Below are 13,646 nucleotides of genomic sequence, written 5' to 3'. Positions count from 1 at the left end.
CTATTCCCTTTTTACTATTCACTTTTCGCTATTCTCCTTCCACTCATCCACCTCCTTTTTCAGCACAGATACGATATCCTTCTCGGGAATTTTTTTAATCACCTCGCCTTTTTTAAAAAGCAGCCCTTCATTTTTTCCGCATGCAACACCGATATCTGCTTCCCGAGCCTCGCCGGGACCGTTTACAGCACATCCCATTACAGCAACAACAACCGGTTTATCGATATCCTTTAAAGCCTCTTCAAGTTCCTCAACAATGCTTGTTACATCAGTCTCTGTACGTCCGCATGTAGGGCATGAAATTATAGTAACGCCTTTTTTCCTGAGATGGAGAGAATTTAATATTGTAAATCCTGCTCTTATCTCCTCAGCATTATCTCCTGTAAGGGATACACGTATGGTATCTCCTATTCCTTCTGCGAGAAGCGTGCCTATTCCGACTGCCGAACGAATTACTCCGCTCTTTACGCTTCCCGATTCTGTTACTCCGAGATGGACAGGATAATCTGTCTCTTTTGATACAATTCTGTTTGCTTCTATCATCACTCCTACATCGGAAGCTTTTACAGAAACAACAATATCGTAAAATCCATGTTTCTCACAAAATTTAATGTGGCGCAGAGCGCTCTCCGCAAGAGCCTGTGCTCCCGGGTGGCCGTACTTTGAGAGTATATCTTTTTCAAGTGAGCCGCTGTTTACTCCTATTCTTATTGAAATACTTTTTAAAGATGCTGCTTCGAGTATCTTTGCCACACGCTCTTCAGACCCGATATTTCCCGGATTAATTCTGATTTTGTCCGCTCCCATTTCAATTGCAAGAAGAGCCAGACGATAATCAAAATGTATGTCAGCAACAAGAGGGATATTGATCTGCTCTTTTATTGCAGGGATTGCATATCCGGCTTTTTTATCAGGTACTGCAACTCGTATTATATCACATCCTGCTGCAGAAAGGACTCTTATCTGTTCAACAGTACTTTCAACATCGTCTGTTTTTGTATTTGTCATGGACTGGACAGTCACAGGTGACTGGCCTCCAATTGCCACCTTGCCGGCAAACACTTCTCTTGTTATTCTTCTCTTCTGTGTAAACACCGGATTATCAAGCATTCATACCTCATTACATTTAATGTATCATATAAATTATTGAACTGATTCAAGTGCGCTTTCCAGAACATCAGCAGCTATTTTAAGTTCTTCCTTTGTAATAACCAGCGGAGGTAAAAGCCTTATCACGTTTTCTCCTGCTGTCAGTACAAGAACACCTCGGCGCTGCATTAAAAGCACAATACTTTTTACCGGTATAGTGAGCTCAATTCCTATCATAAGCCCCCTGTGCCTTATCTCTTTTACAGCAGGCAGTCTTTTACTTTTTATAAGAGAAACAAAATAATCCCCTTTTATGCCTGCCTCTCTGACAAGAGCGTTACTCTCAATAAATTCGATGACAGCAAGAGCCGCAGAACATGACAGAGGATTCCCTCCGAATGTTGATCCGTGCTTCCCGGGCATTTTCGGAATTTTATCCGATACAAGGACGGCGCCGATTGGGACTCCTCCGCCAAGGCCCTTTGCAATAGTAACAATGTCAGGCTTAATATCGTACTGCTCAAAAGCAAACATTGATCCTGTACGCCCTATTCCTGTCTGCACTTCATCAATTATAATGAGTATATCATTTTCAGAGCAGAACCTGCCCAGTCCTTGTACAAATTCCTGATCAGCAGGATAAATTCCTCCTTCACCCTGGATAATTTCAATAATTATCCCAGCTGTGTCTGTATCAACAGAGTTGATAAAAGCATTAAGGTCATTAAACTCTGCAAACTTAAAACCCGGTACCAAAGGTTCAAAAGGTTTTTTATACTGCTCTTTATATGTGGCGCTCAAAGCGCCCATAGTCCTGCCGTGAAATCCTCTTTTCGCGCATACAAAATCCGTCTTTCCCGAAGACAGTCTTGCAAACTTGATTGCAGCTTCCATTGTTTCAGTACCGGAATTACACAGATATACCCTGTTTAAGTATTCCGGAGCAATTCCTGTGAGTTTTTTAGCAAGAAGCATCCTTGTATCATTGTAAAAAAGATTAGACACGCTGATCAGCCTTCCTGCCTGATCTGACAAGGCTGATCTTAAAAACTCATTGGCATGTCCTATGGAAGCGACACCTATCCCACCGACACAATCAATGTATTCATCGCCATTCTCGTCCCATAAACGGGATCCACTCCCTCTTACTATAACAAGATTCCGCCTGCTGTAAACTTCAAGCTCATCTGTCTGTATATTTGTATTATTTATCATACCATCTTTTTTATTCAGATTATATTTCCATCTCAAGCTGATTACCTTTCGGTAAAATCTTCTTTTTTGCCTTTTCAATAATTTTTACAAAAGTATCCTCATCCATAATTTCAACACCAATATCCAGTGCCTTGCTGTATTTTGATCCCGGATTCTGCCCAACAAGGATAAAATCAGTCTTTGTACTGACACTTGATTTTACATCTCCGCCTTCTGATGTAATTAATTCTGCCGCACCATCTCTTGTAAACCTGCTTAACGCTCCTGTAAGGACAAAAATTTTGCCTGCAAATACACCTTTTTTCTTTATATCTCTCTCTTCTTCCATTACAACACCTGCACGGCTCAGTTTATCAAGAACAGCTATATTAGCATCCTGATTAAAAAACGTTACAATACTTTCTGCCATTACAGGCCCAACTCCTTCAATTTCAGTCAGTTTCTCGATTTCAGTTTTTTTCAGATTATCAATTGAGCCGAAATTATCCGCAAGTACTGCTGCAGCCCTTGTTCCGACATATCTTATCCCCAAAGCAAAAATAACTCTGTCAAGTGGCCGCTTTTTACTTTGTTCTATATTTAATAAAAGATTTTCTGCACTCTTATCCCCCATGCGTTCAAGGGAAGCGACATCACCTTTTTTAAGAAAATAGAGATCTCCGTAATCTTTGACAAGCCCTTTATCCGTAAGCAGCTCTATTAATGCTCCTCCCAGTCCCTCAATGTTCATTGCACCGCGTGATGCAAAATGTTCTATCCTTCTCTGAACCTGCGCAGGGCAGCTTACATTTTCACACTGGACCCTTGCTTCGCCCTCTATTCTGACAAGAGGGCCTGAACATACAGGACAACGGTCCGGCATTTTGAAGGGTACTGCATCAGAGGAACGCGTTTCATAAATAACTTTTACAATTTTGGGGATTACATCTCCCCCCTTTTCAATCAGGACTGTATCTCCTATTCTGATATCTTTTCGTTCGATCTCATCTTCATTATGCAGGGTTGCTCTGCTTATCGTTGATCCTGCAAGGAGTACAGGTTTTAGCACTGCAACAGGTGTTACTACTCCTGTCCTTCCCACCTGAAGATGTATGTCCATAAGTTTTGTTGTTGCCTGCCTTGCTTTGAATTTATATGCAATGGCCCATCTTGGACTCTTTGCCGTACTTCCAAGTTTCTTCTGCTGATCAATGGAATTAACTTTAACAACAATCCCGTCTATCTCAAAGGGAAGAGAATCTCTCTTATCCTCCCATTCATTACAGAAATCAATGACATCAGTAATCGACTTTCTTAATACTGCATGCCTGCTTACAGGCAGTCCGAGGTCCCTTAAAAGATGCAGGCGGGCCTTATGTGTTGATATATCAATCTCAGCACTTACTTCCCCGGGATTTATGATTCTGAGATAATAAGCCGAAAATTCCAGGGGCCTTTTTGCCGCAGAACGGGGATCCTGCAGCTTCAAAGACCCTGCCGTTGCATTTCTCGGGTTTGCAAAGAGCTTTTCTCCCCTTTTTTCCTGCTCTCTGTTTAATAATAAGAATCCTTTCCTGGGCATGAACACTTCGCCCCTGACTTCAATATTTCCCGGAAATCCCGGTTTAACAAATAATTTCAGCGGTATGGATTTTACAGTACGAAGATTTGCTGTTATATCATCACCGCGCTTGCCGTCGCCTCTTGTAGCTCCCTGAATAAAAACGCCATCGCGATAAATAAGAGATACAGCAATTCCGTCAAACTTATGCTCCGCTACATACTCATACTTCTCACCTGCCAGCAGTTTCCTTACTCTGTCATCAAATTCATTCAATTCTTCCTGTGTGTATGTATTCGCAAGACTCAGCATTGGCGCCTGATGAATAATACCGGGAAACTCTTTAGTGGGCTCGCCTCCCACTCTCTGGCTCGGTGAATCAGGAGTCACAAGATCAGGATTTTCTTTTTCCAGGCTTATGAGTTTTTCCATTAACCGGTCATACTCATAGTCGGAAATTACAGGGTCTCCGAGAACATAATATCTGTATTCGTGAAATCTTATATCTTTCCTTAATTTTTCAATTTCATCTCTTGCATCAGACATTGTTTTCACCCTTTTCTTCATCTTTCCCATAATATAAAACTACGTGAAAATATTCTTTTTATCAACCTTTTTTTATCTTCATAACCTAACGATCCTGCCGTTAATTATAATTATTATTTCATATAACATAATATCTTGATTTTTTCCCTGCTTATTACTATAATTCATGTATACAATTCATACGGATTTAACAGGAGGAATTAGTGAAGATACTCGTAACCGGCGGTGCAGGTTTTATTGGGTCACACATTACAGACGGCTTTATAAACCAGGGGCACGATGTTGTTGTAATTGACAACCTTGAGGCAGGGAACATTGCGAACCTTAACCCCAAAGCCAAGTTCTATCTTATTGATATAAGAGCCGAACAAATTGATAAAATATTCAGCATTGAAAAATTTGACATTGTTTGTCACCACGCAGCACAAATGGATGTAAGAAGGTCTGTGAAAGAGCCTCTGTTTGACGCAGATGTAAATGTCAAAGGTACATTGAACCTCTTACAGAATGCTGTTAAATACAAAGTAAAGCGTTTTATGTTTGCATCTACAGGCGGAGCGATTTACGGAGATCAGGATGTATTCCCGTGTGATGAAACACACCCTACCCGTCCGGTCTCGCCTTATGGCATCACAAAACTCGCAGTGGAAAAATACCTGTTTTTCTATGCAAGAGAATACAATCTAAAATATACAATCTTCAGATATGCAAATGTTTACGGCCCAAGACAAAATCCCCACGGAGAAGCAGGAGTTGTTGCTATATTCACAGAAAGACTTCTCAAAGGAGAAAAGCCTGTAATAAACGGCGACGGACTTCAGACGAGAGATTATGTATTTGTAAAGGATGTAGTCAGAGCCAACATGGCAGGTTTGAACATAGACGGTAATAATATTTTTAACGTCGGCACAGGCATTGAGACAGATGTTAATACACTTTTCAGTATGATAAACAAAGCAATAGGTGCAGATGCCGAAGAAAAGCACGGCCCTGCAAAACCAGGGGAACAGCAGCGCAGTGTAATTAGTTTCGACAAAGCAAAAAAAGTTCTGGAATGGGAACCCTCACGCAGCCTTGAACAGGGGATAGAAGAAACCGTTAATTTTTTTAAGAATAAATTAAAATGATTTTACAGGCTATCGGTACATCATCCAGTATGCCTGTTCCAAACAGGGGAAGTTCATGCCTGATTCTGCAGGCAGACAGTACAAAAATACTGCTTGATATAGGTGACGGTACGGCACGTCAGCTTGCAAAATTCGGCATTGATCCGGCAGAAATTGATGCAGGAGTAATCACTCATGCTCATATTGATCATTCTGCCGGCATTTTCGGCCTTCTGTTCTGGATGAAACTAACTGAACGTAAAAATGATTTCATAATCTATGCACCTGAATATTTATGCGATGCATTCCGAACCTTTTTACCTTACATGAGAATCAGGCCTGAAACGCTTCCGTTCAGGCTTATTTTCAGGCCTTTGAAAAATGGTATTTTTTTTAAAAATAGCAGCCTTTCTTTAACAGCAGCAGGCAATGATCATCTGAATGCCGGAAAGCAAGGGGAAAAATTTAATGAGAATGTGTACAGTTTCAGCATTATCATCACAGAAAGAAATAAAAAGGCAATCTACTCGTCTGATGTCCGGTCATTAAACCATCTGAGAGATTATGCTTTTAACTCTCCCCTTCTTATTTCTGAAACTGCCCACATTTCAATGGATTCGGTTCTTTCATTTGCAGAAAAATTTAATATTAAAAAAATAGCTCTCACTCATTTCCCGCCGGATTTTAATCCGGACGGAAAATTCGATAATTCCGACCGGAATGTTGTTTTACTCAATGATGGAGATATTTTGAGGATCTGAATGGAAAAAAAAGCAAACAGTATTATCTCATCTCTCGGTATCATAGGAAAGTCTGACGAGTTTCTTAAAGTACTTGAGACGGTTAAGCAGGTATCTCCATTGCAGATAACTGTACTGATTACAGGAGAAAGCGGAACAGGCAAGGAAAAAATAGCAAGGGCAATTCACTTGTTAAGCCCGAGAGCTCAGAACCCGATAGTTACTGTAAACTGCGGAGCAATTCCCGAAGGGTTGCTGGAGAGTGAGCTGTTCGGGCATGAAAAAGGCTCATTTACAGGCGCAACAGAAAAACGAAAAGGTTATTTTGAAATTGCAGACAGAGGATCGCTTTTTCTTGATGAGATCGGAGAAATGCCCCTGTCCACCCAGGTGCGGCTGCTTCGTGTACTTGAAACGCAGGAATTTATGAGGGTTGGAGGCACAACATCCATCCGAACAGATGTGAGAGTTATTGCAGCGACAAACCAAAATCTTGAACAGGCTGTTTCAAAAGGTGAATTCCGCAAAGACCTCTTTTACCGGCTAAACGCAGTAAATATACAACTCCCCCCATTGAGAAAGAGAAGGGACGACATAAGAATGCTTGCTCTGTATTTTGCAAGAGAGCTAAGTGAAAAAAATAACATTCCGTTCAGAGGGTTTACAGCAGATGCGTTCCGGCTGCTCGAACAAAATCCGTGGCCCGGAAATATCCGCGAGTTAAAAAATGTAGTAGAACGGGTTTTGATCCTTGGAAAAGGTGAAAAAATAGATGAAGCCCTTCTTACTTCACATCTTAAAACAACTATCCCCGAAGATGACAGAAATCTGCCTGTTGTTTTAAATAAGTCTCCGGATCAGGCCGAGCGTGAGCTGATATACAGGGCACTGGTGGATTTAAGGCTTGCTGTGGAAGATATCAGAACCTTTATCAGAAAAAACTATAATCCTCCGTATAAGCCAATTCCTCATCCGATTTCTTCCGAACTGCCTGCAACTCCCATAGATCAGCCGATTGCACAGGAAGATACAAATTTCAACCTCAGAGACATGGAAAGAATTCTTATTGAACAAGCTTTAAGGAAATTTAAGGGCAACAGAAGAAAAGCAGCAAGGGCCCTTGGAATAGGCGAAAGAACTCTATACAGAAAGATAAAGGAGCACAATCTTGAAGATTAAAATTGCGGATATCCTGAAATATATTTTATTTATTTTTATTTTTGCTTTTCTCGGATTTTCTGCAGGCTGCGGAATCTACTCTTTTTCCGGATCCACTATTCCATCTAATATCAAAACAGTAGGAATCCCTCTTTTTGAAAATAACACTCCGGAATTCGGCATTGACCAGCAGATTACAGATGCATTAATTGAGGCTATATCCGCAGACAATACTTTAAAAATAGCAGACACACGAAATGCAGATTCCATTTTAAAGGGAACAATACTTCAGATTACAGACAGGGCAGGACAGTACGATGCTAATGAAAACGCTTCATCGTACAGAATTACAATTAACATTAAAGTATCTTTTGAAGATGTGAAAAAGCGTAAAGTATTCTGGGAAGAGACCTGGTCTCAGTGGGGCCAATATGAAAGCGACAGAAATCAGGGAATTAAAGATGCAGTATCAAAACTTACAACAGATATTCTTAACAAAACAGTTTCAGGTTGGTAAAAAACTTAAAATTTATACATTAATTTGAGAAAAATGCTTGTCATTAAAGGTAATTATTAATACATTTTTTAGATTCCCCCAGGTGAAAACATTTAAATTATTCAACAGGTCAAAGCATGAATGATAAAAACATTACTCAATCTCTTGAAAATATTATAAAGAATAACCCTAAATCCCTTGTGTTTGCCCGCCTTGCAGGGCTCTATCTTGAACAGGGCAGAATTGATGATGCAATAAATCTGCTTGAGCAGGGCATTCAGGCATCCCCTTCTTATGTCACAGGACACTTTGTACTTGCAAAAGCATACATTGCAAAAAATTTAAGAGAAAAAGCAGAAGAGGCTCTTAAAAAAGTCATATCACATGATCGTTTATTCCTTCATGCCCATAAACTACTCGGCGACCTTATGGCAAGAATCGGATGGGAAAATCAGGCTGCTATTCATTACAGGGACATTCTTGAAATAGATCCTCTTGACGAAGAGACAGCACAGATGCTGGATACTTTTTCATTTTCAGTAAAACCTCCTGAAGGTAAAAACGTATATTCCGGCCCCAAAGAAAAAGAGTGGATATCCGGTACTCCCCCTATTTTTGAACGCAGTGAAAAGGTCTCACAGAAAAAACAGGAGCTTAATATCAAGGCAGGCGAGGCTTCATCTTCAAAAAATTCCGAATTGGATCTTTCCGAATTTGATCTTGAAAAATTTGCCGCATCAGGAGAAGGCCTCAATAAAATATCCGAAGATCATTCTGCTGACAATAAATCTAATGAAAGCTATTCAGGGGAGTTGGATCTTTCGGATTTTGACCTCGACGATATTTCAGCTTCTTCCGGGAACGATAATAAAAACCAAGAACTTGAAAATACTATTAACAATGCTGAAAAGCTGTTTGAAAAACAGCCTGAGAATAAATCCGAAACAGAAGAGGAAAAGGAAGCTGGCAAAAATAGTGCGGCTCTTCCGGAGGATGAACCGGAACTTGCCGAAAAGAATATTTCAGAGCCTGATATTAACGAAAATCTGCCTGACACAGGACTTGATGAAATAGTCAATGATATAAATCAGGCCATAAATCAAAAATCCGAAACTGAAAATCTCTACACCGAAGATGAACATTTAAAGGACATCCTGCTGCCTGATGAAGATACGGATGTTAAACCGGAAGATACATCTGACGAACCATTCTTTGAAGAAGGCTTTCTTTCAAATATAACAGGAACTACAGATCAGGGAAGTCAAGACACAGCAGAACAGGTACCTGTATCTTCTTCTGAAGAAGAGAGTATTGATTTCTTTAAAGATGAAGAATTCGACGAACCCGGAATAAGCGATCAATTGTTTAAAGATGAAGATGCCGAAGTTTCTTCAGGCCGGGATACTGTTTCTGCTGAAGATAAGGAGCCGGAAATTGAAATTCCCGATTCAACTGAAGAGATCCCTGCTGATGATACAGTATCAGAGGAACAGGAAGAATCTATTACCGATGTTTCTGACGCAGAGATAACCGAACAAATTGCAGAAAAAAAAGTACAAGAAGAATCTCCCGAACCTCTATCGGAAATTAACGAAGACACCGGGCAGGGAATAACAGAACAGCCCGCTGAGCAGCAAAATGATATTTCGGAACCAAAACCGGAGCCGGAACCGGAAGAAGATGCAGACAATGGGGAAAAAAGCTCTCTTAAAATTGTAAGCCCTACTCTTGGAGAGATATACTCGGCACAGGGGCAGTTTAAAAAGGCAATTCAGGTTTACGAAATATTAATTGAGAAATACCCCGAAGACACCGAAAAATACACGCAAAAAATTAACGAGCTTAAAAAAAAGCTGGAGGAATCATCGTAACAGCATAATATTAATCATGAACAAAGGGCAATTTTTCAGGGAGAGGTACTATGAAACAGCATCTTCGAATATGCATTTTTATCCTCATCCTCCACTCACTACTCTGGTCTCAATCATCTGCTCCGCGAAGTCCGAGGAATGCTTCTTACACTATTGATGTAACTCTTGATGTACAAAAGAAGCAAATTTCCGGCAAAGAAACCATTATTTGGAAAAACATCACATCAAAACCTGCCAAAGAGATATATTTTCATCTCTACATGAATGCTTTTAAAAATAACTATTCAACATTTATTAAAGAAGCAGGCGGAAAGGCAAAACTCCTTGAGAAAAAAAATCAATGGGGATGGGTTAAGATAAATCATATATCCGATTACAGGGGAATAGATTTAACGGGAAATCTTTATTTTGTTCAGCCGGATGACAGCAATTCTTATGACAGGACAGTTGCATTGCTCAAACTCAAAAGGCCGGTACTCCCCGGAGCCTCAATAACTCTCAACCTGAATTTTACAACTCAGTTCCCTCCAATTTACGCAAGAACAGGATTTTATAAAAATTTCTTTCTCGCAGGGCAATGGTTCCCAAAAGTTGGTGTATTTGAAAAAAACGGAAAATGGAACTGCCATCAATTTCATAGAAACAGTGAATTCTTTTCAGATTATGGAAAGTATAACGTAAGCATAACTCTTCCTTCAAATTTTAAGATTGAAGCAACAGGAATAAAAACCGATGTAAAACAAATTGACAGCTCAAAAAAAGTGACTTTTTATGCCGAAGATGTTCATGATTTTGCATGGACAGCATGGCCCCATTTTCTAAAAAAAGAGATAACTTACAAAGGCATCAGAATCTCTCTGATTTATGAAAAAGACCATGAATCTTCAGTAGAACGCAGTTTTACTGCAATCAGACATGACCTCGATTTCTTTGAAGAATGGGCAGGAAAATATCCTTACAGCCATATCACAATACTGCATCCTCCTACAGGAGCATTCAGGGCATCCGGAATGGAATACCCCCAGTTTATTACAGGCGGTACTATCTGGAATATACCCAAAGGCCTGAGATTTGTAGAGATGGTTGTTGTCCATGAATTCGGCCATCAATTCTGGTACGGCATTGTAGGGAGCAACGAATTTGAGGAAGCATGGCTTGATGAAGGAATTAACAGCTATTTTGAATCTAAAATAATGGACAAGTATTACGGACAAGAAACATCCCTGATAGACTTTGCAGGAATAAAAATCGGAGAAATTTCCAATGCCCGCTCCGCGTACATAGGCAAAGCAAGGCTTGACAGAATACTGAGGCCGTCATGGACCTATATAGGCGGAGGTTATTCTCTTTTCTCCTACCAGAAATCTGTACTTATGCTGAGAACTCTTGAAAACATTATCGGCACTGATAATATGAAAAAAATATTCCGCACGTACTTTGACCGCTGGAAATTTAAACACCCCCATTCTGAGGATTTTATAAAAATTGTAAATGAAGTAACAGGGAAGGACTATAATTTTTATTTTGATCAATTTTTAAAAAATTCCCTTGAACTTGATTATAAGGTTGAATCTGCCTTCTGTCATAAAGTACGTAAACCCAAAGGCATATTCTCAGATTCCGCAAAAACAGAATTAAACAGCAAAAAAAATCTATTCCGCTCTGTTGTGAAAATTTACCGAAAAGGAGAAGCTGTGCTCCCTGTTGATGTACTAATTGTATTTGACAGCGGGGATTCATTGAAATTCGCCTGGGACGGTAAAGACAGATGGAAAAAATACACTTTTATAAGACCTGACAAAATCCTCTCTGCTGCCGTAGATCCTGGCGGAAAACTTCTGCTTGATTCAAATCATACAAACAATTCTAAAACCGCTGAAATAAAAAACAGGCCCATTCTGTACTTCACTTCTAATTTAATTTCATTCTATCAGGCAATATTTCATATAATCACGCTTATTATTTAACTGCAGAGGGAATCATGGTTATAAAAATATTTTACAGCTCAATTAAAAAGGTATTCGGCAACATAAAATTGTGGCTTTTCATCTTTTTATCTCAGCTGATTTTAAGCATTTTTATTGGAATACCGCTTTCATCTGAATTCAGGGACTTTGCAGGCAGGAGTTTAAGCGCAGGCTCTATTTTTTCTGGAGGAATAATATCTATTTCCATTACTGAATTTAATATATATAACCAGGGAGCAGTTCAATTTGCAGGATTGCTGCTGATATGGCTGCTGTTCTTTTTTCTTTTCTTCTACATGTTCCTTAAAGGCGGTATAATATCATTCTTCATGGGAAAAGAGGACAAATTTACCTTTGCAGGATTTTTTAAGGATTCTTCCTTTTACTTTTTCAGGTTCATCAGGCTTTTTCTCTTCTCTATCCTGTTTTTGATTCCTGTTCTGCTTCTCAATATTCCTCTGTCAGCTCTTGCAAAAAGCATTGCTGCTGATTCGGAATCATTGATACTTCTTCTGCTTATTATACAGATACTTATTATCGGTTCTCTCATGGTATTAGTAAAAATAGCATTTGATTTTGCACAGATAAGAACAATTTTTACTAAAAACAGAGTTATGAGAACTTCAATAAAAGAAGGGTGGAGATTTGTTTTCCGTTACCCTTTTAAAACTCTCAGTCTGTTTTTTATTTTTTTTGCGGCAGCAATTGCCCTGACCCTGATTTATCTTGCTATTATAAAGATTATTCCTCCTGATACAGCCTTTGGAAGCATTCTGTATATTGTTTGGCAGCAGATATACGGTTTTGCACGCACCGGACTGGTTCTCGGGTTTATTGCAGGAGAAGTACAACTTTTTTCTCAATTTGAACTTCCCTTCCTAAAATGGTGGTACAATGACAAGGACTGAATCAGAGTATAGATGAAAAAAATTATTATTGGTATTCACGGGCTGAAGAACAAACCTTCTGTTCAAATTCTCGAACAATGGTGGAAAGATTCAATAATCGAAGGATTGGAATGGAATAAAAAAAGAAAATTGAAACAGATTCCATTTTATCTTGTTTATTGGGCTGATATTCTTCATAAAGAGCCTCTTGATGCATTTGAAACAGACCCTGCACATCATCTTTTTCTTGCAGAACCTTATGTTCCCTCTCTTCGTATCGGCTTTAATAATGACGAGCATGAAAATATAAGCAATAAAATTGTAGAGCTGTTTGAAACTCAATTTGCCAAAGTTTTTTTAAACAGCGACCTCACAATTAATTTCTCCGACATTACTGACATTCTTATTAAGCACTTGTTTAAAGATCTCAATGTGTACTACTCTCCTGAATCTGCAGATGATAACGGAGTCAGGGAAAAAATTCAAAATCGTCTGTTTGATGTTCTTTATAAAAATCGTAAAAAGAAAATTATGCTGATTGCCCACTCAATGGGTTCAATTATTGCCTACGATGTGCTTTTTAAAAAACAGGACATTTTGAATATCGACACCTTTGTCACCATAGGCTCTCCTCTCGGGATCCCTGTTATAATGGAAAAAATAAAAAAGGAGCATAGGCTGAGAAATTCCGTTAAAACTCTGCCTATACCGGAATCAATTAAAGGGCAATGGATAAATCTTTACGATCCGGAGGACAAAATACCGCTTAAATACACTCTTGCTTCAAAATACAGAAAAAATAAATCCGGTGTAAAAGTAAAAGATCAGTTAGTATATAATGATTATGTATTTAAGAACAGAGAAAATCACCATAAATCATTCGGTTATTTGAGGACATCCAAAATATCGGATTTAATCCTCCAATTCTTAAGGAGAGAAAACTTTTTTGTAAAACTGATTAAAGGATTAGGGAAACTGCACAATTGATTCACGAGCAAAACATTCTTAATCTAAGAAACAATCTAAGGGCA

At 39.1% G+C, this 13,646-nt stretch carries 11 protein-coding genes; 8 read left to right on the top strand and 3 right to left on the bottom strand.

From position 1 onward, the window contains the following. Positions 1 to 18 precede the first annotated feature (18 nt). From ispG to ligA, 3 genes are read right to left on the bottom strand one after another with little or no spacing between them, the layout of a single operon-like run. A complete protein-coding gene (ispG, locus tag J7K93_03305; protein ID MCD6116020.1) occupies positions 19 to 1,110 on the bottom strand; it encodes a flavodoxin-dependent (E)-4-hydroxy-3-methylbut-2-enyl-diphosphate synthase in 1,092 nt (363 codons plus the stop codon). 33 nt (positions 1,111 to 1,143) lie between these two features. Then, on the bottom strand, positions 1,144 to 2,304 hold the full coding sequence (locus J7K93_03300; protein MCD6116019.1) for an acetylornithine/succinylornithine family transaminase: 1,161 nt from the start codon (positions 2,302 to 2,304) through the stop codon (positions 1,144 to 1,146). A gap of 19 nt (positions 2,305 to 2,323) precedes the next feature. Then, positions 2,324 to 4,411: an NAD-dependent DNA ligase LigA gene (gene ligA, locus J7K93_03295; protein ID MCD6116018.1), complete on the bottom strand. Its 2,088-nt coding sequence runs from the start codon at positions 4,409 to 4,411 to the stop codon at positions 2,324 to 2,326. 182 nt (positions 4,412 to 4,593) lie between these two features. Between ligA and J7K93_03290 the strand changes: the two genes are divergently transcribed. From J7K93_03290 to J7K93_03255, 8 genes are all read left to right on the top strand, one after another. After that, entirely contained in the window at positions 4,594 to 5,517 is a 924-nt protein-coding gene (locus J7K93_03290; protein ID MCD6116017.1) for a GDP-mannose 4,6-dehydratase, read from the top strand. After that, positions 5,514 to 6,257 (top strand): MBL fold metallo-hydrolase, encoded by a 744-nt coding sequence (locus J7K93_03285; protein ID MCD6116016.1) that lies wholly within the window; start codon positions 5,514 to 5,516, stop codon positions 6,255 to 6,257. The genes J7K93_03290 and J7K93_03285 overlap by 4 nt, the downstream gene beginning before the upstream one ends. Then, complete coding sequence (locus J7K93_03280) at positions 6,258 to 7,415, top strand: sigma-54-dependent Fis family transcriptional regulator (protein ID MCD6116015.1); 1,158 nt, start codon at positions 6,258 to 6,260, stop codon at positions 7,413 to 7,415. After that, positions 7,405 to 7,911 (top strand): LptE family protein, encoded by a 507-nt coding sequence (locus J7K93_03275; protein ID MCD6116014.1) that lies wholly within the window; start codon positions 7,405 to 7,407, stop codon positions 7,909 to 7,911. Before J7K93_03280 ends, J7K93_03275 begins: the two co-directional genes overlap by 11 nt. Before the next feature lie 116 nt (positions 7,912 to 8,027). After that, entirely contained in the window at positions 8,028 to 9,761 is a 1,734-nt protein-coding gene (locus J7K93_03270) for a tetratricopeptide repeat protein (protein ID MCD6116013.1), read from the top strand. 50 nt (positions 9,762 to 9,811) lie between these two features. Further along, positions 9,812 to 11,728, top strand: a complete 1,917-nt coding sequence (locus J7K93_03265; protein MCD6116012.1) for a M1 family metallopeptidase — start codon at positions 9,812 to 9,814, stop codon at positions 11,726 to 11,728. A gap of 14 nt (positions 11,729 to 11,742) precedes the next feature. Continuing rightward, positions 11,743 to 12,636: a hypothetical protein gene (locus tag J7K93_03260; protein MCD6116011.1), complete on the top strand. Its 894-nt coding sequence runs from the start codon at positions 11,743 to 11,745 to the stop codon at positions 12,634 to 12,636. 12 nt (positions 12,637 to 12,648) lie between these two features. Then, positions 12,649 to 13,602, top strand: coding sequence for a hypothetical protein (locus J7K93_03255; GenBank protein ID MCD6116010.1), 954 nt, complete (start codon positions 12,649 to 12,651; stop codon positions 13,600 to 13,602). Positions 13,603 to 13,646 lie beyond the last annotated feature (44 nt).

The sequence above is a fragment of the bacterium genome, assembly GCA_021158245.1.
Lineage (GTDB): Bacteria > Zhuqueibacterota > QNDG01 > QNDG01 > QNDG01 > QNDG01.
Note: the sequence above shows the minus strand (reverse complement) of the source record. Positions and strands in the feature narration are given on the sequence as shown.